Origin of the sequence: Microbacterium foliorum (assembly GCF_003367705.1) — a bacterium.
GTDB classification, from domain to species: domain Bacteria; phylum Actinomycetota; class Actinomycetes; order Actinomycetales; family Microbacteriaceae; genus Microbacterium; species Microbacterium foliorum.
Genome location: NZ_CP031425.1, coordinates 2,238,788 through 2,257,586 on the forward strand (window position 1 = coordinate 2,238,788; position 18,799 = coordinate 2,257,586).

Annotated in this window: 15 protein-coding genes; 6 read left to right on the top strand and 9 right to left on the bottom strand. The window is 68.8% G+C overall.

All coding sequences use genetic code 11. The features are described 5' to 3' along the window. The first annotated feature begins 82 nt into the window (after window positions 1-82). Window positions 83-1,183 (top strand): polyprenyl synthetase family protein, encoded by a 1,101-nt coding sequence (locus DXT68_RS10565; RefSeq protein ID WP_045253720.1) that lies wholly within the window; start codon window positions 83-85, stop codon window positions 1,181-1,183. Window positions 1,184-1,222: 39 nt separating this feature from the next. On the opposite strand, the gene DXT68_RS10570 is transcribed toward DXT68_RS10565, so the two are convergent. Continuing rightward, a complete protein-coding gene (locus DXT68_RS10570; protein ID WP_373372444.1) occupies window positions 1,223-1,642 on the bottom strand; it encodes an Rv2175c family DNA-binding protein in 420 nt (139 codons plus the stop codon). A 151-nt stretch (window positions 1,643-1,793) separates the two neighbouring features. Here DXT68_RS10570 and DXT68_RS10575 point away from each other — a divergent pair, with 151 nt between their 5' ends. Beyond that, entirely contained in the window at window positions 1,794-2,984 is a 1,191-nt protein-coding gene (locus tag DXT68_RS10575) for a muramidase family protein (RefSeq protein ID WP_045253719.1), read from the top strand. A gap of 79 nt (window positions 2,985-3,063) precedes the next feature. Next, window positions 3,064-5,010 (top strand): Stk1 family PASTA domain-containing Ser/Thr kinase, encoded by a 1,947-nt coding sequence (gene pknB, locus DXT68_RS10580; RefSeq protein WP_045253718.1) that lies wholly within the window; start codon window positions 3,064-3,066, stop codon window positions 5,008-5,010. A 101-nt stretch (window positions 5,011-5,111) separates the two neighbouring features. On the opposite strand, the gene DXT68_RS10585 is transcribed toward pknB, so the two are convergent. Together DXT68_RS10585 and DXT68_RS10590 are read right to left on the bottom strand one after the other, a co-directional pair. Further along, a complete protein-coding gene (locus DXT68_RS10585) occupies window positions 5,112-6,452 on the bottom strand; it encodes a class II 3-deoxy-7-phosphoheptulonate synthase (RefSeq protein WP_045253717.1) in 1,341 nt (446 codons plus the stop codon). Window positions 6,453-6,489: 37 nt separating this feature from the next. Beyond that, window positions 6,490-7,188: a lysophospholipid acyltransferase family protein gene (locus DXT68_RS10590; protein ID WP_045253716.1), complete on the bottom strand. Its 699-nt coding sequence runs from the start codon at window positions 7,186-7,188 to the stop codon at window positions 6,490-6,492. A gap of 150 nt (window positions 7,189-7,338) precedes the next feature. Here DXT68_RS10590 and DXT68_RS10595 point away from each other — a divergent pair, with 150 nt between their 5' ends. Beyond that, window positions 7,339-9,171: an AMP-dependent synthetase/ligase gene (locus DXT68_RS10595; RefSeq protein ID WP_045253715.1), complete on the top strand. Its 1,833-nt coding sequence runs from the start codon at window positions 7,339-7,341 to the stop codon at window positions 9,169-9,171. 66 nt (window positions 9,172-9,237) lie between these two features. On the opposite strand, the gene DXT68_RS10600 is transcribed toward DXT68_RS10595, so the two are convergent. From DXT68_RS10600 to DXT68_RS10610, 3 genes are all read right to left on the bottom strand, one after another. Then, entirely contained in the window at window positions 9,238-9,729 is a 492-nt protein-coding gene (locus DXT68_RS10600) for a peptide deformylase (protein ID WP_045253714.1), read from the bottom strand. Then, on the bottom strand, window positions 9,729-11,732 hold the full coding sequence (locus DXT68_RS10605; protein WP_244918541.1) for a nucleotide-binding protein: 2,004 nt from the start codon (window positions 11,730-11,732) through the stop codon (window positions 9,729-9,731). The genes DXT68_RS10600 and DXT68_RS10605 overlap by 1 nt, the downstream gene beginning before the upstream one ends. A gap of 64 nt (window positions 11,733-11,796) precedes the next feature. Further along, window positions 11,797-15,204: a pyruvate carboxylase gene (locus DXT68_RS10610; RefSeq protein WP_045253712.1), complete on the bottom strand. Its 3,408-nt coding sequence runs from the start codon at window positions 15,202-15,204 to the stop codon at window positions 11,797-11,799. Window positions 15,205-15,297: 93 nt separating this feature from the next. Between DXT68_RS10610 and DXT68_RS10615 the strand changes: the two genes are divergently transcribed. Further along, the gene (locus DXT68_RS10615) at window positions 15,298-16,110 is read left to right on the top strand and encodes a ParA family protein (RefSeq protein ID WP_045253805.1); all 813 of its coding nucleotides are present in this window, start codon (window positions 15,298-15,300) and stop codon (window positions 16,108-16,110) included. A gap of 88 nt (window positions 16,111-16,198) precedes the next feature. On the opposite strand, the gene DXT68_RS10620 is transcribed toward DXT68_RS10615, so the two are convergent. From DXT68_RS10620 to DXT68_RS10630, 3 genes are all read right to left on the bottom strand, one after another. Then, the gene (locus tag DXT68_RS10620) at window positions 16,199-16,744 is read right to left on the bottom strand and encodes a MerR family transcriptional regulator (RefSeq protein ID WP_045253711.1); all 546 of its coding nucleotides are present in this window, start codon (window positions 16,742-16,744) and stop codon (window positions 16,199-16,201) included. Between the two features lie 99 nt (window positions 16,745-16,843). Continuing rightward, complete coding sequence (ftsR, locus tag DXT68_RS10625; protein ID WP_045253710.1) at window positions 16,844-17,530, bottom strand: transcriptional regulator FtsR; 687 nt, start codon at window positions 17,528-17,530, stop codon at window positions 16,844-16,846. Continuing rightward, window positions 17,530-18,015, bottom strand: a complete 486-nt coding sequence (locus tag DXT68_RS10630; RefSeq protein ID WP_115760492.1) for an FHA domain-containing protein — start codon at window positions 18,013-18,015, stop codon at window positions 17,530-17,532. The genes ftsR and DXT68_RS10630 overlap by 1 nt, the downstream gene beginning before the upstream one ends. Before the next feature lie 100 nt (window positions 18,016-18,115). Between DXT68_RS10630 and DXT68_RS10635 the strand changes: the two genes are divergently transcribed. After that, on the top strand, window positions 18,116-18,793 hold the full coding sequence (locus tag DXT68_RS10635) for a copper resistance CopC family protein (RefSeq protein WP_045253709.1): 678 nt from the start codon (window positions 18,116-18,118) through the stop codon (window positions 18,791-18,793). The last annotated feature ends 6 nt before the right edge of the window (window positions 18,794-18,799 follow it).

An 18,799-nucleotide genomic window follows, 5' to 3' on the forward strand; every position in this document is an offset into this window, starting at 1 on the left:
CGTCCCCCTCGGGTATCGTCTGTTCATTCTACGCGCGGTATGCGGCTCCGGGCTAGCAGTTGGCGCCCTGTTCGCTTTACGTATGCTGGGAGTCGTGCCGTCCCCCACACTCGTCCCCGACGCCGTCGCCACACGCCTGCATCTCTTCCTGGAGCGGATGCGGAGCGAGTCGAGCGACTACGGCCCCGACGCGGCGGGCCTCATCGACTCGGCCGCCGACACGCTCGTGGGAGGCAAACGACTCCGGGCCCGCTTCTGCCACGCCGGCTGGCAGGCCGTGGCCCGAGTCGCCGACCGCGATGCCGCACCCATGGATGCCCTCTGGGACGTCTGCGCCGCTCTGGAGATCTTCCAGTCCGCCGCCCTCGTGCACGACGACCTCATCGACAACTCGGACACCCGCCGTGGTCGCCCCGCGGCGCACCGCGCGCTCGAGAGCACTCACCGAGACTCGGGGTGGCGCGGCGACGCGGCGGCGTTCGGCCGGTCCTCGGCGATCCTGCTCGGTGACCTCCTAGTGGCATGGAGCGATGATCTTCTCGAGGAGGCCGTGGCCTCGCTCCCCCATGCGGCGGCGGTCCGTCGCGAGTATGCGCGCATGCGTCGCGATGTCACCGTCGGACAGTTCCTCGACATCGCGGAGGAGTCCGCGTGGAGTGTGCACGCCACCGAGTCGCACCTGGCCCGCGCGCTCCGCGTGGTCTCTCTCAAGTCCGCGCGGTACAGCATCGAGCAGCCTCTCGTGCTCGGCGCGGCGATCGCTGCCGGCGATGCGGATCAGCTCGACGCACTGCGTCGCTTCGGGCATCCCGTCGGAATGGCCTTCCAGCTCCGAGACGACCTGCTCGGCGTGTACGGCGACGCCGCTGTCACCGGAAAGCCGGCGGGCGATGACCTGCGCGAGGGCAAGCGCACCGTGCTGGTCGCGCTCACCCGGCAGACCCTCGACACCGCGACCCGCGACCTGTTCGATGAGATGCTCGGCGACCCCGATCTCACGACCGAGCAGATCACCTTCCTGCAGGACACCATCTCGGGCTCCGGCGCGCTCGATCAGGTGGAGCGGATGATCGAGGACTACGCAGAGGAGGCCGACCGGGCGCTCTCCGACGCACGCCTCGACGGCGCTGCGCTGGGCGAGCTGCGGGATCTGGCGCGCGCGGCGACCGTGCGGACCGCCTGACAGCGCTCCCGCTGCGCGCCGCGCCGGCTTCCGACGGGGTCAGGCGAGCGTGCGAGCGATCCGACGGACCGAGCTCTTGTGTCCGGCGAGGAGAGCGTCGATCGGCGAGCGGCCCAGCTCCTCCTCGGGTGCGAGCAGCCAGTCGATCACCTCGTCGTCAGTGAAGCCCGCATCCTTCAGCACGATGATCGTGCCACGCAGGGACGGCAGCGGGCTGCCCTCGACGATGAACACCGACGGGACTGCGAAGACGCCCGTCCGGCGCGAGCCCACGAGGTAGTGCTCGTCGATCAGGCGGCGGACACGGCCGAGCGCCTCGTCGAGGGCATCGACGAGGTCGGGCATCGTCAGCCACTCGGTGGGGGTGGGTGCAGACGCATCCACGAGGTCCGCGGACGACGTCGCAGACTCCGGGTTCTCGGGACGATTCTCAGACGGGTTCACTTCAGGCACAGACACGATGCAACTATCTCACCTCTGCGCGCACCTCGCACTTTCAATCACGACAGCCACTTCCGCCTCTCCCGTCCCACCTTTCACATGCGTCCCTCCAGTTGACTTACGTTTACATCCGTGTCAGCGTGGGCGGACGCCGAACAAGGAGATCGCCTTGAGAACGCAGACTGTCGCGCACCGAACGCGCTACCTCCGACTGGGCGTGCCCGCCGCCGTGCTGGGAACGCTCACCGGGGCCATCGCCGTCGCACCCGCGCACGCAGAAGGCGACGCCCGTCCGGTGGAGCGACTGCAGTCGCCACCGACGCGCGTCGCACCGGCCGAGGCCCCACCGGCCACGTACACGGTGCAGCCGGGCGACACGATCGCCACCATCGCCACCCGGTTCGGCCTTCGCACCGTGGATGTGCTCACCGCCAACGGGCTCGGGTGGCGATCGGTCATCTACCCGGGACAGGTGCTCTCGCTCACCGGCTCCGCCGCACCGACCGCGCCCGCGACGTCGGTCTCCCCCAGCGCCGTGTCAACCACTCACGCGGTGGTCGCCGGCGACACGGTGTTCGGCATCGCGCAGAAGTACGGCACCACCGTCGACGCGGTGCTCGCCGCGAACGGACTGACACGTGCATCCGTGATCTATCCCGGGCAGCAGCTCGCACTGACCGCCGCCCCGGCCGCGCCCCCCGCCGCACCGGCAGCGCCGGCAGCCGCGCCCGCATCGACCCCGGGCGGGCAGACGCACGCGATCATGCCGGGCGACACCCTCTTCGAGCTCGCCAGGACATACTCCACCACGGTCGCCCAGCTCTATGCCCTCAACGGCCTGACCGCCGAGTCGATCATCTATCCCGGTCAGAGTCTCGTCGTCGCCGCGGCGCCGGCCCCGACACCGCCGGCCGCTCCGACCGCGCCCGAACCGCCTGTGCAGCTGTCCACGCCCCTCGATGCCGAGCAGGCCGGCAATGCCGCTCTCATCATCGCCATCGGCAGGGAGCTCGGCGTACCCGACCGCGGCATCGCGATCGCTCTCGCGACGGCGATGGTGGAGTCGGGCATGCGCAACCTCGCCTGGGGCGACCGGGATTCCCTCGGCCTCTACCAGCAGCGCCCGAGCATGGGGTGGGGCTCGCCCGAGCAGGCGATCGACTCCGACCGGAGCACCCGCGTCTTCTACGGCGGCGCGTCGGACCCGAACGGTCCGGCATCGCGCGGCCTGCTCGACGTCTCCGGCTGGGAGGGCATGCGGTTCACCGACGCCGCCCAGGCCGTGCAGATCTCCGCATATCCGGAGCGGTACGGCCAGTGGGAGACGCAGGCGTACCAGTGGCTCGCCAGCCACGGGTGAGGCGGTTTCCGGCAAACCCGCAGGGTCGAGGGGCGAGCCGCTCCCCGAGCTTTCAGGCAGTTCTCCATAGAATCTTGACGTGACGACCAATCAGCAGGCCGACCCCCTCATCGGGCGGCTCGTCGACGGTCGGTACCGGGTGCGTGCACGGATCGCGCGCGGAGGCATGGCGACCGTCTACGTCGCCACCGACCTCCGGCTCGAACGGCGCATCGCCCTCAAGGTCATGCACGCCCACCTGAGCGATGACTCCGCCTTCCAGAGCCGGTTCATCCAGGAGGCCAGGGCCGCGGCCCGCCTGGCCGACCCGCACGTGGTCAACGTGTTCGATCAGGGCCAGGACGGCGAGCTCGCCTACCTGGTGATGGAGTACCTGCCCGGCATCACCCTGCGCGAGCTCCTGCGCGAACAGAAGCGCCTGACGATCCCGCAGACGATCACGATCATGGATGCGGTGCTCGCCGGGCTCTCCGCCGCGCACCGCGCAGGCATCGTGCATCGCGACGTCAAGCCTGAGAACGTGCTGCTCGCCGAGGACGGCCGGATCAAGATCGGCGACTTCGGGCTCGCCAGGGCGACGACCGCCAACACCGCCACCGGACAGCAGCTGCTGGGGACGATCGCCTACCTCGCGCCCGAACTGGTCACCCGCGGGACGGCGGACGCCCGCAGCGACATCTACGCGCTCGGCATCATGCTCTACGAGATGCTCGTGGGTGAGCAGCCGTACAAGGGCGAGCAGCCGATGCAGATCGCCTTCCAGCACGCGACCGAATCCGTGCCGCGCCCCAGCGTCCGCAACCCGGGGGTGCCCGAGCAGCTCGACGAGCTGGTGCTGTGGGCCACCGAGAAGTCCCCCGACGAGCGACCGGACGATGCTCAGCAGATGCTCGATCGTCTGCGCGAGATCGAACGCGGGCTCGGCATCGCCCCCGCCGTCGCGGCGGCGACCATGTCGCAGCGTTCCCAGGCGGATTCGGGCGACGTCACCAAGGTGATGCCGAGCACGATCGCGATCGCCGATCCGACCGCACCGGTGGCCGCGCCCGTCGACAACGCCACGCTGCTGCGTCGACGCTCGTCGCGTCGACGTGCGCGCGGCGCCTTCCTGCTGACGCTGGTTCTGCTGCTCGCGACCGTGGCCGGCGGAGTCGGCTGGTGGTTCGGGTCAGGACCGGGATCCCTCGTCGCCGTTCCTGCGGTCGCAGGGATGTCGTACGACGATGCGGCCAACGCTCTGACCGCCGAGGGGTTCGTCCCCGTCCGCGGCGAGGAGAACTCCATCGATGTCGCCCGCGACCAGACGATCCGCTCCGACCCCGACGAGGGCGCTCGACTCGACAAGGGCGCGGAGGTCACGGTCGTCGTCTCGATCGGCCCTGCATCGCACACGGCCGAGACACTCAACGGCAAGACCGAGCAGGAAGCCCGCGACTATCTGGCGGGCATCAAGGTCAACGTGGCCGAGCAGTCACTCGTGCTCTTCTCCGATGCCGATGCCGACCGCGTGATCAACGCCTTCGTCACCCCGCGCGACGGCGGCGAGGTGTATGCCTGCGCCGAGGGCTGCGAACTGCTCGAAGACGACTCGGTCGAGCTCTACGTCTCGGCCGGCGCGTTCCCCGATGTCGCGGGCATGTCCGTCGACCAGGCCACGAAGACCCTCACCGACAAGCAGCTCCAGGTCAGCGGAGACATCCAGTACGTCACGAGCGAGGACGTCGAGAAGGATCGCGTCATCGGCGTCGCCGATCGCGCCGAAGAGGGCAACTGGCGCCCCGGAGACCAGGTCCAGCTCATCGTGTCGACGGGTCCTCCCCTGTTCCCCGTGCCCGATGTCACCGGTATGAGTCGCGACGAGGCTGCGCAGGCGATTCGCGATGCGGGCTTCGAGCCCACGTGGAACGGCATCTGGAACGCCTTCCCCAACGATTTCACCGAGGTCACCGGATCGGATCCGGGCGAGGGCGAGCAGCGACGCAAGGGCACGAAGATCACCCTGCAGATCCGCAGCAGCGCCTTCTAGCCGCCGCGGCCACGGTGCCCGCAGTCGGCGTCGACGCACACCGCACAACAGAACCGCCCTCCCGGAGACTCCGGAAGGGCGGTTCTGACGTCGGCCTCGGCTCAGCGCTTCTCGAGCTCCTCGGCTACGAGGAATGCGAGCTCGAGCGACTGCATGTGGTTGAGGCGCGGATCGCACAGGCTCTCGTAGCGGGTCGCGAGAGCGGCCTCGTCGATGTGCTCCGATCCGCCGAGGCACTCGGTGACGTCGTCACCGGTGAGCTCCACGTGGATGCCGCCGGGGAACGTGCCGACGGCGCGGTGCGCCTCGAAGAATCCGCGGACCTCGTCGACGACATCGTCGAAGCGGCGCGTCTTGTATCCGGTCGGCGTGGTGATGCCGTTGCCGTGCATCGGGTCGGTCACCCAGAGCGGCTGGGCGCCGGAATCGCGGACCGCCTCGAGCAGCGGAGGAAGCGCGTCGCGGATCTTGCCCGCCCCCATTCGGGTGATGAACGTCAGCCTGCCCGGCTCGCGGTTCGGGTCGAGCTTGTCGATCAGCGCGAGGGCGGTCTCGGGGGTCGTGGTGGGTCCGAGCTTCACGCCGATCGGGTTGCGGATCTTGGAGAAGTAGTCGACGTGCGCACCGTCGAGCTCGCGGGTGCGCTCACCGATCCACAGGAAGTGCGCCGAGGTGTTGTACGGCGTGTCGGTGCGGGAGTCGATGCGGGTCATCGGGCGCTCGTAGTCCATGAGCAGTCCCTCATGCCCGGTGAAGAACTCCACCCGCTTGAGTTCGTCGAAGTCGGCACCCGCCGCCTCCATGAACTTGATGGCGCGGTCGATCTCCGCCGCCATACGCTCGTACCTCTGGTTGGCCGGATTCTGCGCGAAACCCTTGTTCCAGGAGTGCACCTCGCGCAGATCGGCGAAACCACCCTGCGTGAACGCCCGGATGAGGTTCAGCGTCGAGGCGGCCGTGTGGTACCCCTGCAGCAGGCGACCCGGATCGGGCTGACGCGACAGCTCGGTGAAGTCGTACCCGTTGACGATGTCGCCGCGGTAGGCGGGCAGTGTGACGTCGCCGCGCGTCTCCGTGTCGCTCGAACGGGGCTTCGCGAACTGCCCTGCCATGCGGCCCATCTTGACGATCGGCATCGATGCGCCGTACGTGAGCACGACCGCCATCTGCAGGACGGTCTTGATGCGGTTGCGGATCTGCTCGGCGGTCGCGCCGGCGAACGTCTCGGCGCAGTCGCCGCCCTGAAGCAGGAACGCCTGTCCGGATGCCGCACGCGCGAGACGGTCGCGGAGGTTGTCGACCTCGCCGGCGAACACCAGCGGCGGGAGCGCCCCGATCTGCGTGGAGACCTCGGCGACGCGCTCTGCGTCCGCCCACTGAGGCTGCTGCTTGATCGGGAGCGAACGCCACGCATCAAGCGCGTCGATGTGGTGCTGGAGCATGAGACCAGCCTAGTGCGCGCGTGGCGCGCCGGATGCCTCAGGACCGCTGTGTGACGCGGGCCGGAAGACGGTCTTTCACGGTCGACGCATACACGTCGTCGTACTGCTGCTCACCGAGGCGGTGGAGGGCGACCATGATCTCGTCGGTGACCGAGCGGAGGATGTATCTGTCGTTCTCCATACCCGCGTATCGCGAGAAGTCGAGGGGCTCGCCGATCACGATGCCGACCCGCACGACACGGGGCAGCCGCTGCCCGATCGGCATCGCGGTGTCGGTGTCCACCATGATCACGGGGACGACGGGGACCTTCGCCTCCAGCGCCATCCGGGCGATGCCCGTGCGACCCCGATAGAGTCTGCCGTCGGGACTGCGGGTCCCCTCCGGGTAGATCCCGAGGAGGTCGCCTCGACCGAGCACCTGGAGGCCGGTGTTGAGGGATGCCTCCGAGGCCTTGCCGCCGGAGCGATCGATGGGGATCTGCCCCGTGGCCTTCATGAAGAACTTGGTCGCCCATCCCTTGAGTCCGCGCCCGGTGAAGTAGTCGCTCTTCGCGAGGAAGGACATGGGGCGATCGATCATCAGCGGCAGGAAGATCGAGTCCGCGAAGGACAGGTGGTTGCTGGCGAGGATCGCGGCGCCGTTCGCGGGGATGTTCGCACGCCCGACGACCCATGGGCGGAACACCGCTTTGACCACGGGACCGATCGCGACGTACTTCATCAGCCAGTAGAACATCGAGGTGAAGTCTAGCGCCGAGACCGCGATCCGCCGCGCGCCGACCTACAGCTCCACATCGGGCGACTGGGTTTCACAAAACATGCGACCGAGTCTCATGCCCTAGACTCGTGTGCAACCCAGTGCCCGACCGGTACCGAAGGAGCTACCGTGGTCCAATTCGAAGTCCCCGCCGTCGTCCCCGCCGATCCCGATGCGAACATCGCCGACCTGCTGGCCCAGCGCGTCGCGGCGACGCCGGATCGCCCCCTCTTCTCCGTGCCGGACGGCGACGGATGGCGCGACATCAGCGCCTCCGCCTTCGAGACCGCGGTGATCGCCCTGGCCAAGGGCCTCGTCGCCGCCGGCATCCAGCCCGGTGAGAAGGTCGGCTTCCTCGCCCGAACCACCTATGAGTGGACGCTCGTCGATTTCGCCCTCTTCTACTCCGGCGCCGTGATGGTCCCGATCTACGAGACCAGCTCGCCGTCGCAGATCCAGTGGATCCTCGAAGACTCCGGCGCCATCGCGCTGATCGTCGAGTCCCCCGAGCACTTCGCCCGGGTCGACGAGGTGCGGGGCGACCTGCCCCTGCTCCGCGAGATCTGGCAGCTGCACCTCGGCGCGATCGACACGCTCACCGCGCAGGGCGCATCGGTCACCGATGCCGAGATCGAACGACGGCGCGGCATCGCGGTCGGCTCCGACATCGCCACGCTGATCTACACATCCGGCTCCACGGGTCGCCCCAAGGGCTGCGTGCTGACCCACAGCAACTTCGTCGAACTCTCGCGCAACTCCGCCAAGGCCCTGGACGCCGTCGTGCAGACCCCAGGATCGTCCACGCTGCTGTTCATCACGACGGCTCACGTGTTCGCCCGCTTCATCTCCATCCTCAACATCCACGCCGGAGTGCGCACCGGGCACCAGCCCGACACGCGACAGCTTCTTCCCGCACTCGGATCCTTCAAGCCGACCTTCCTGCTCGCCGTCCCCCGCGTCTTCGAGAAGGTCTACAACTCCGCCGAGCAGAAGGCGGAGGCCGGCGGCAAGGGCAAGATCTTCCGCGCCGCCGCCGACGTCGCGATCGAGCACTCCAAGCTGCTCGAAGAGGGCAAGAGCATCCCGTTCGGCATGAAGCTGAAGTTCGCGCTGTTCAACAAGCTCGTCTACGGCAAGCTGCGGGACGCCATGGGCGGGCGCGTCGTGTACGCGGTCTCGGGATCCGCTCCGCTCGGAGCGCGCCTCGGGCACTTCTTCCACAGTCTCGGTGTCGTGATCCTCGAGGGCTACGGCCTCACGGAGACGACGGCGCCCGCGACCGTCAACCTCGCCGACAAGTCCAAGATCGGCACGGTCGGTCCCTCGCTCCCCGGAGTGGGCGTGCGGCTCGCAGACGACGGCGAGATCGAGGTCAAGGGCGTCAACGTCTTCAAGGAGTACTGGAACAACCCCGAGGCGACCGCCGCGGCGTTCAGCGACGACGGCTGGTTCCACACCGGCGACATCGGCAGCTTCGACTCCGAGGGGTTCCTCACCATCACCGGCCGCAAGAAGGAGATCATCGTGACGGCCGGCGGCAAGAACGTCGCACCGGCAGCGCTCGAAGACCCGATCCGCGCGAATCCGATCATCGGGCAGGTCGTGGTCGTCGGAGATCAGCGCCCCTTCATCTCGGCTCTCATCACCCTCGACCCCGAGATGCTGCCGACCTGGCTGGCCAACGCCGGGCTGCCGAAGGACATGTCGCTGGCCGAGGCATCGACCAACGACGCCGTGCGGGCCGAGATCCAGCGCGCCGTGGATGCCGCGAACTCCCGTGTCTCGCGCGCCGAGTCCATCCGCAAGTTCACGATCCTCGACAGCGAATGGACCGAGGCCTCCGGGCACCTGACGCCGAAGCTGTCGATCAAACGGAACGTGATCATGAGCGACTTCGCCGACGAGGTCTCTGCGATCTACGATGAGCCGGTGACCACGACGAACGTCGCCATCGGCGGCTGAGCGCACACCCCGGATACGAGAGAGGCCCCGCCATGACGGCGGGGCCTCTCTCGTATCCGGGGGTCGTCAGAACCAGGCGCTCTCACGCACCTCGCGCATGGCGCGCTTGCGGGTCTCGGCGTCCAGCCTGCTGAGGTAGAGCTTTCCGTCGAGGTGGTCCGTCTCGTGCTGCAGCGCCTGCGCGAGCAGCCCGTCGCCCTGCAGGACGACAGCCTCGCCATCGAGGTCGATCCCCTCGACACGGGCCCAGGGATGACGCAGCGCATCGTGCCACAGCCCGGGCACGGACAGGCACCCCTCTCCCGTCGGGACGGGCTCGCCACGCACCTCGGCGAGCACGGGGTTCAGCACGTATCCGATGTCCCCGTCGATGTTGTAGCTGAATGCGCGCAGCGCCACACCGATCTGCGGGGCGGCGACGCCGGCACGGCCAGGCAGCTCGACGGTGTCGACGAGATCAGCGACCAGTGCACGCACACCGTCATCGATCGCGCCGATCGGCGTGCACACGGTGCGGAGCACGGGGTCTCCGAAGACACGGATCTCACGGACGGTCATCAGGCGTCCTTCGCTCGGAGTCCCTCGACGAGCAGCGCGGCGAGCTCTCGTGCCGCGACCCGCGTCTCGGGCTGCAGGTTGGCGAACACGATCGTCCCGCCCCCGGCGATCTGCGCGTCATAGGGCATGCGCACGACCTTCTTGGCGCGGGTGCGGAAATGCGCCTCGAGCTCGTTCAGCCGAACCAGCGGGGCGCCCGGCGTCGACTGATTGAGCACCACGACCGCGTCCCGCGCCTGGTCGGCGTACCCGTTGCTCTCCAGCCAGGTGAGCGTCTCGGAGGCGAGGCGCGCCTCGTCGACGCTGAGCCCCGACACGATCACGATCTGGTCGGCGAGGTCGAGCGTGGCCGACATCACCGAGTGGACGATGCCTGTGCCGGTGTCGGTGAGCACCAGCGAGTAGTAATGCGCGGCCACTCCCGCCACATCGCGGTAGTCGCTGTCGCTGAACGCCTCCGCGATCCGCGGATCCGAGTCCGAGGCGAGCACGTCCAGCCGAGTCGCGTCCCGCGCGACGATCGCGGAGATGTCGTGGTATCCCCGGACCTCGTCATGGATGCGGACCAGGTCGCGCACCGAGCGCTTGTGGTTCGGTCGCACCACTCGATCGGCGAGCGTCCCCCGGTCCGGATTCGCGTCGACCGCGATCACGCGATCGTCCCTGGCGTCCGCGAGTGCCATGCCCAGCAGAGCGGTGATGGTCGTCTTGCCCACGCCACCCTTGCGGGAGAGCACGGGCACGAAACGCGCGTTCCCCACGATGGGGGCTGCGATCCGTGCGCTGAGGGCCTTGCGCTCGCGCGCGCGTCGCCCGTCGCCGATGTTGATGCGGCGTCCGGAGATCGTGTACAGGAAGTGGCTCCAGGCGCCCTCCGGCTCGGGCTTGGTGACGCGGTGGGGATCCAGCAGCCGATCCGCGGTGAGCAGATCGGCGCTCTCGCGGGCAGAATCCCCGAGGTCGTCGAGCCTCTTCGAGGTGAGCTGCACGTCCGTGCGCGACGCCCGGCCTTCGCGTGGCGCGACAGGCGCGCTCCTCGTTGTGTCCACTGTCGGACTCTCCTTCTTGGCAAGCGATGCCGCTGCCGCGGATCTGCGGGAGGTGGGCACGGATGCGGTGTCGGCGCGCGCACGAGCGACGAAGGCCGCCGCCGCGGTAGCATCCTCCGCGTCGATGCCACCGGTGGTCACGGCGGGCTCGGGCTGCGGCAGCGGTTCGATCTCGGGCTCAGGCTCAGGAACTGTCTCGGGCTCCGGCTCAGGCTCAGGCTCCGGCTCCGGCTCCGGCTCCGACTCCGACTCCGACTCCGACTCCGGCTCCGGCTCCGGCTCCGGCTCAGGCTCAGGCTCAGGCTCAGGCTCAGGCTCAGGCTCAGGCTCCGGCTCCGGCTCAGGCGCGAGTTCGACCTCGACCTCAGCCTCCGGCGCAGGTTCGTCCTCAGTCTCGAGGTACTCCGGCTCGACCTCGGGCTCGGCGTCCTGCGCCGGCGTCCGCTCTGTGTGACGCTCAGGCTCGAGTTCGACCTCCGCGAGCTCGGGCTCCGATTCAACCTCAACTTCAACTTCAAGTTCGGTCGGCTTCAGCAGCGGATCGGCTTCGGCGTCGGCGTCGGCTTCGACTTCGGGCAGCGTGTCCGCCTCCGGCTCCGGCTCTGCCTCTGCCTCCGGCTCCGGCTCCGGCTCCGGCTCCGGCTCCGGCTCGACGGGAAGCTCGATGATCATCGGCGCACTGCCCAGCGCAGGCGGCGATGCGATACCCGCCGCGAGTGTCTCTGCGGCCGCCTTCGACGCGGCGACTGGCTCGTCGACGATGAGGTCGGCGATGACCTCGCCGTCGACGACCCCGTCGTCTTCGAGGTCGTCGTCGTCGTCCGTCGGCAGAACCACGCTCACCTGAGCGGTGTTTCCGAGGATGCTGATGTGCGAGGTGTCCAGGGATGCGGCGTCATCGAGCACCCCCCGGGATTCCTCATCGGGCGTATCTGCCACTTTCTTCGGGGTCACGTCGTAGCTCCAAGCTTGTGCGGGCCTCGGGTGCGCTGGTGAGCGCGGCCTCGCCCGCACAAGATTAGTGCGCGGGAGTGATCACGACCAAAAGATCCCCCGCTTCCACCTGCTGCGTGGTGCCGATCGCGAGACGTCCGATCACGCCGTCGACCGTCGCGGTGATGGCGGCCTCCATCTTCATCGCCTCGATGGAGGCGACCGGCTCGCCGGCGCGCACCGAGGCTCCGACCTCGACCTTGAGGGTGACCACTCCCGAGAACGGGGCCGCGATCTGACCGGGCACCGAGGTGTCGGCCTTCTCCACATCGTGCGCGTCGACCGCCACGGATCGATCGCGCATGAACACCGGACGCAGCTGCCCGTTCAGGGTGGTCATCACGGTGCGCATGCCCTTGTCATCCGCATCGCCGATCGCCTCCAGGCCGACGAACAGCTCCACTCCACGGTCGATCTCGACCCGGTGCTCCTGACCTTGGACGAGCCCGTAGAGGTAGTCCGAGGTGTCGATTACGGAGAGGTCTCCGTACTGCTCGCGCACCTGGGCGAACTCCCGAGTGGGCGCGGGGAAGAGCAGCGCATTGAGTCGCGCGCGTCGTGACGCGCTGTCACCCGCGAGAGCGGCCTCGTCGTCTGCCGAGATGTCCGTCAGGCCGACCCGCACCGAACGTCCGGCGAGCACCTTGGTGCGGAACGGCTCCGGCCAGCCGCCAGGAAGCTCGCCGAGCTCACCCGCCATGAACCCGACGACCGAATCCGGAACGTCGTACTTCTGGGGGTTGGCCTCGAAGTCCGCGGGATCCGCCTTCACCGCCGCGAGGTGCAGAGCGAGATCTCCGACCACCTTCGACGACGGCGTCACCTTCGGAACACGCCCGAGGATGCGGTCCGCGGCGGCGTACATGTCCTCGATCAGCTCGAAATCATCGGCGAGCCCCAGCACCTTCGCCTGCTGGCGCAGGTTCGACAGCTGGCCACCCGGGATCTCATGGTGGTAGACGCGCCCCGTGGGCCCGGGCAGCCCGGACTCGAACGGCGCGTAGACGCGGCGCACCGCCTCCCAGTACGGTTCGAGGTCCGAGACGCTGCCGAGGTCGAGACCGCTGTCGCGCTCGGTGTGCGCGAGTGCGGCCACGAGCGACGACAAGGACGGCTGGCTGGTCGTCCCCGACAGCGGGGCGGATGCCGCATCCACGGCGTCGACCCCGGCGGCGGCGGCCGCGAGGAGCGTCGCGAGCTGGCCGCCCGCGGTGTCGTGCGTGTGCAGGTGCACGGGCAGGTCGAAGCGTTCGCGCAGGGCGGTGACGAGCTTCGCCGCCGCGGCAGGTCGCAGCAGCCCCGCCATGTCCTTGATGGCGATGATGTGCGCGCCGGCGGCGACGATCTGATCGGCGAGTCCCAGGTAGTAGTCGAGGGTGTAGAGGTCCTCCGACGGATTCAGCAGATCGCCCGTGTAGCAGAGCGCCACCTCGGCCACGGCCGTGCCGGTGCGTCGCACGGCCTCGATCGCGGGACGCATCTGCTCGACGTCGTTCAGCGCGTCGAAGATGCGGAAGATGTCCACCCCGCTGTCGGCCGCCTCCCTGACGAAGGCGTCGGTGACGGCCGTGGGGTACGGGGTGTAGCCGACCGTGTTGCGTCCGCGGAGCAGCATCTGGATCGCGACGTTCGGCAGCGCGGCCCGCAGACTGTCGAGGCGCTCCCACGGGTCCTCACCGAGGAAGCGCAGCGCCACGTCGTATGTCGCCCCTCCCCAGGCCTCGACCGACAGCAGCCCCGGTGTCAGTCGGGCGATGTGCGGCGCGACGGCGACGAGGTCCCGCGTGCGCACCCGGGTCGCGAGCAGCGACTGGTGGGCGTCGCGGAACGTCGTGTCGGTGATCGCGAGCGCGGTCTGGGCGCGCAGATCCCTCGCGAACTCTTCGGGACCCCGCTCGAGCAGCCGCTGCCGCGAACCTGCCGGCGGCTCGGTCGCGAGATCGATCCGCGGGAGCTTGGTTCTGGGATCCAGAGCGCCGGGATGCGCGCCGTGCGGCTTGTTGACCGTGACGTCGACCAGCCAGTTCAATATCTTCGTGCCGCGGTCCTTCGACTCGCGACCGCGCAGGAGGTCGGGGCGCTCGTCGATGAACGAGGTGCTCACGTCTCCCGCGATGAATGCCTCGTCCTCGAGCAGCGCCTGCAGGAACGGGATGTTGGTCGACACCCCGCGGATGCGGAACTCCGCGAGCGCGCGCCGCGCACGAGCGACGGCCGCCGGGTAGTCGCGCCCTCGGCAGGTCAGCTTGGCGAGCATGGAGTCGAAGTGCGGACTGATCTGCGCGCCCTGATGCACGGTGCCGCCGTCGAGTCGGATGCCCGCGCCGCCGGGGGAACGGTACGTCGTGATCTTGCCCGTGTCGGGTCGGAATCCCTGCGTGGGGTCTTCGGTGGTGATCCGGCACTGCAGCGCGGCACCCCTGACGTGCAGATTCTGCTGCTCCAGCCCGAGCTCGGCGAGCGTCTGCCCTGCGGCGATGCGCATCTGGCTCTGCACGAGGTCGACGTCCGTGACCTCTTCGGTCACGGTGTGCTCGACCTGGATGCGGGGATTCATCTCGATGAAGACGACCTCGCCGGCGCGCTCCCCCGCGGTCTCGAGCAGGAACTCCACCGTCCCCGCGTTCTCGTACCCGATCGACCGGGCGAACGCCACGGCGTAACCGTGCAGAGCTGTGCGGATGTCGTCGTCGAGGTTCGGCGCCGGAGCGATCTCCACGACCTTCTGATGCCGACGCTGCACCGAGCAGTCGCGCTCGAAGAGGTGAACCGTCTCGCCGGTCTTGTCGGCGAGGATCTGCACCTCGATGTGCCGGGGACGCAGCACCGCCTGCTCGAGAAACATCCGCGGATCTCCGAACGCGCTGCCCGCCTCACGCATGGCCTCGGCGAGGGCAGGGGCGAGTTCCGCCGCCGACTCGACACGACGCATGCCACGACCACCTCCACCGGCGACCGCCTTGGCGAAGAGGGGGAAGCCGATGTCCTCGGCCTCGGCGACGAGGACATCGATGTCGTCGGAGGCCTCGGTCGACCGCAGCACCGGCACGCCGGCACCGATGGCGTGGCGCTTGGCCTCGACCTTGTTGCCCGCCATCTCGAGCACGGACGCGGGCGGCCCGATGAAGACGATGCCGTTCGCCGCAGCCTTCTCGGCGAGCTCCGGGTTCTCCGACAGGAAGCCGTAGCCGGGGTAGATCGCATCGGCGCCTGCGTCCTTCGCGACCCGGATGATCTCGTCGACGTCGAGATATGCGCGGACCGGATGCCCGCGCTCACCGATCTCATAGGCCTCATCCGCTTTCAGCCGATGGACCGAGCCGCGGTCCTCATGAGGGAAGACGGCCACCGTCCTCGCCCCGACCTCGAAAGCCGCTCGGAAGGCGCGGATCGCGATCTCGCCGCGGTTGGCCACAAGGATCTTCTGGAACATGCACACCTCTGAAAGCTCGATGCGCGCGGGATTCCTCGCGCATGGGGCGGGGCTGAGTGTGCACCCAGCCTAGGGGAAGGTAACGTGGTGTTCGTGCACGTACTCAGCGTCAGCTCTCTCAAGGGAGGCGTCGGCAAGACGACCGTGACCCTCGGCTTGGCCTCAGCGGCCTTCGCCCGTGGTGTCCGAACGCTCGTCGTCGACCTCGACCCGCAGTCCGATGTGTCCACCGGCATGGACATCCAGGTGGCCGGTCGGCTCAACATCGCCGACGTCCTCGCCAACCCCAAGGAGAAGGTCGTCCGTCAGGCGATCACCTCCAGCGGCTGGGCGAAGGCGCACCCCGGCACGATCGACGTGCTGATCGGCAGCCCCTCGGCGATCAACTTCGACGGGCCGCACCCGAGCGTCCGCGACGTCTGGAAGCTCGAAGAGGCACTCGCCGCCGTCGAGGCCGACTACGACCTCGTGCTCGTCGACTGCGCCCCGTCTCTGAACGCCCTGACCCGCACGGCATGGGCCGCGAGCGACCGGGTCATGGTCGTCACCGAGCCCGGACTCTTCTCCGTCGCTGCGGCCGATCGCGCGCTGCGTGCGATCGAGGAGATCCGCCGCGGACTCTCGCCGCGCCTGCAGCCCCTCGGCATCGTCGTGAATCGCGTGCGCCCGCAGTCGATCGAGCATCAGTTCCGCATCAAGGAGCTGCGTGACATGTTCGGCCCCCTCGTGCTCTCGCCGCAGCTCCCCGAGCGCACGTCGCTGCAGCAGGCGCAGGGCGCAGCGAAGCCGCTGCACATCTGGCCGGGAGACTCGGCCCAGGAGCTCGCCTCCGACTTCGATCAGCTGCTCGACCGGATCATCCGCACCGGGCGCATCCCGGTGAGCGATTCCGGCGCCCCCGCCTGATCGACCCCGGACAGCAGAACGGCCATCCTCTCGCGAGGGTGGCCGTTTCTTCGTGTGCACCCGCTCCGGTGCTCGGGCGGGATGAGTGTCAGGCGGATCGCTTGGTGCGTCGGGCGGAGAGCTCGTCGACGGGGTCGGGCACCGTGGCGTCGAAGGCGACGAGGGTGGACTCGACCTCGCGGAGAACTTTGCCGACAGCGATGCCGAACACGCCCTGGCCGCGGCTGACGAGATCGATGACCTCGTCGTTGGAAGTGCAGAGGTAGACAGAGGCCCCATCGCTCATCAGCGTCGTGCCCGCGAGGTCACGGATGCCCGCTCGACGCAGCTCGTCGACGGCTGTGCGGATCTGCTGCAGCGAGATGCCGGTGTCGAGCAGACTCTTCACGAGCTTCAGGACGAGGATGTCGCGGAAGCCGTAGAGGCGCTGCGATCCCGAGCCGTTCGCTCCGCGGACCGTCGGCTCGACCAGCTCGGTGCGAGCCCAGTAGTCGAGCTGCCGATAGGTGATACCCGCCGCCCGTGCCGCTACCGCTCCGCGGTATCCGACCTCGTCATCCATGGCCGGCAGGCCGTCGGTGAAGAGGAGTTCGGGCGCGAACCGCGGGTCGTCTGCACGCTCATCCGCACTCATGTGAAATCCTCCTCGGAGCTGATACATCCACGCTAGAGCAGCCCCCCGGTACCGGCAATGACATACGCACGACCGCGGAGGTGTGTCGCAACCAGTTCGTTACGAAAGCAGTCGCTCGATCGCGTCCTTGACGAAGAGCGAGCGCACCTCGTCGATCTTGGCCGCGAGCGTCGGTGCCATCTCGCTCGCCTTCGCTCGTGACGTCGCGTCCGTTCGCCGCAGCAGCGATGACATGGCCGATTCGATCAGCGCGACCTCGCGCTCCGCTCCCTGCCGCAGAGACCGGAGGTGACGGGGCTCGATGCCGTGACGGTCGAGTGCGACCAGCCCGCGCAGAAGAGTGACCGTCGCCTCCGAGTAGTACTCCTGGGCCACGATCACGCCGGTGCTGATCGCATCGTTGAGCAGCTGCGGACCGGCACCGGCTGCCGACAGCAGCTCCGCTCGGCGGTACCGGCGTGCCGCGGGCGCGATGGATGGCGGCGGCACGAGGGCCGTGGACTCGCCGTTCGCCTCGGCCTCGTCGAGCTGCTCGCGGATCACGCTGAGCGGCAGATAGTGATCACGCTGCAGGGTGAGCCCGAGGCGCAGTCGTTCGATGTCGGACGACGAGAACTTGCGGTAGCCCGACTCGGTGCGCGACGGACTGACGATGCCCTGGACCTCGAGGAAGCGGAGCTTGCTGGAGGTGAGTTCGGGAAATTCCGGGGTCAGCCGTGCGAGCACCTGACCGATGCTCAGCAGGCCGGATGACGCGGAGCGTTCGCGGGCGGGGGACGCCGCCATCAGTCGATCGCCGCGACGCGATCGAGCGGAGAGGCGAAGAAGTTCAGGCGGAACTTGCCGACCCGAAGCTCGGTGCCGTCGGCCAGCACGCTGCGGTCGACGCGCTCGCCGTTCACGTACGTGCCGTTGAGCGACCGCTGATCGATGATCTCGAACGTCGTTCCCGATCGGGTGAACTCCGCATGCCGCCGGGACACCGTGACGTCGTCGAAGAAGATGTCGGCTTCGGGGTGGCGTCCGACGGTCGTCACATCGGTGTCGAGCAGGTAGCGGGCTCCCGCGAGGGCGCCTGAGCGCACCAGCAGCAGGGCCGAACCCGAGGGCAGCGCCGAGATGGCGCTCTGCTCCACATCCGTGAGCTCCACGCCGAAGGGGATGAAGGAGAGGTCCGAGTCATGCCCGAACGTCTGCGTCACGTCGTGTCTCTGCTCGCCGGGACGGTGGATCGCGGCGTCTCCGCCCGATCGATTCTGGCTGTCTGTCACTATGCCCTCCTAAGTCCTCCAGACTAACTGATCGGATGCCCCTCGCGGGAGCGCCGTCCACACTCAGACATCGCCTATCGGGCCTGCATAGGCTGAAGGGGTGAAAACCTCCACTCGCCGCCTCCCCGCGACCCCGCTCGCCCTCGCCGCAGCGCTGCTGACCGCGTTCCTGGTGATGTTCGCTCCGCTCTCCGCGTCGGCACACGACAGCCTTGTCGCCTCCTCCCCCGAGGCCGACGGCACCGTCGAGACGCTGCCGACCGAGCTGACCCTCACGTTCAGCGCCGACCTCATCGCGGGCGGGAATGCGACCGAGGTCGTGGTCACCGATCCGTCGGGGGCGTCGGTGACCTCCGGTGCGGCGGCCGTGAGCGGTGCGACGGTCACCCAGCCGCTCACCGGCGAAGGTCCTGCCGGCGGGTACCACGTGATCTGGAGGGTCGTCTCCAGCGACGGGCACGCCACCTCCGAAGAGTTCGACTTCACCGTGACCACGAGCACCGTGAGCACGACCACGGAGGAGCCGACCGCCGCGCCGACCGCCGAGCCGACCGCGACCGCGACGCCCGAGCCGACGACCACCGTCGGCCCCGACGCCGGTGTCACGTCGGCGCCGGAGGAGAGCACCGGATCGTCCGCCTCCGCGTGGATCTGGGGCATCTCGATCGCGGGCATCGCGATCGCCGTGGGAGTCGCGATCTGGCTCTCGATCCGCAGGCGTCGTGGCACCGATACCGGTGCGGCTGCGCCCGATTCCGACACCCCCGCAGGGCGATAGGCTGGA

Coding starts and splice junctions, on each gene's coding strand:
- DXT68_RS10565 (WP_045253720.1), top strand. CDS start 83: ATGCTGGGAGTCGTGCCGTCCCCCACACTCGTCCCCGACGCCGTCGCC.
- DXT68_RS10585 (WP_045253717.1), bottom strand. CDS start 6,452: ATGCTCCAGCACCACATCGACGCGCTTGATGCGTGGCGTTCGCTCCCG.
- DXT68_RS10590 (WP_045253716.1), bottom strand. CDS start 7,188: ATGTTCTACTGGCTGATGAAGTACGTCGCGATCGGTCCCGTGGTCAAA.
- DXT68_RS10600 (WP_045253714.1), bottom strand. CDS start 9,729: ATGACCGTCCGTGAGATCCGTGTCTTCGGAGACCCCGTGCTCCGCACC.
- DXT68_RS10610 (WP_045253712.1), bottom strand. CDS start 15,204: ATGTTCCAGAAGATCCTTGTGGCCAACCGCGGCGAGATCGCGATCCGC.
- DXT68_RS10620 (WP_045253711.1), bottom strand. CDS start 16,744: ATGAGTGCGGATGAGCGTGCAGACGACCCGCGGTTCGCGCCCGAACTC.
- ftsR (WP_045253710.1), bottom strand. CDS start 17,530: ATGGCGGCGTCCCCCGCCCGCGAACGCTCCGCGTCATCCGGCCTGCTG.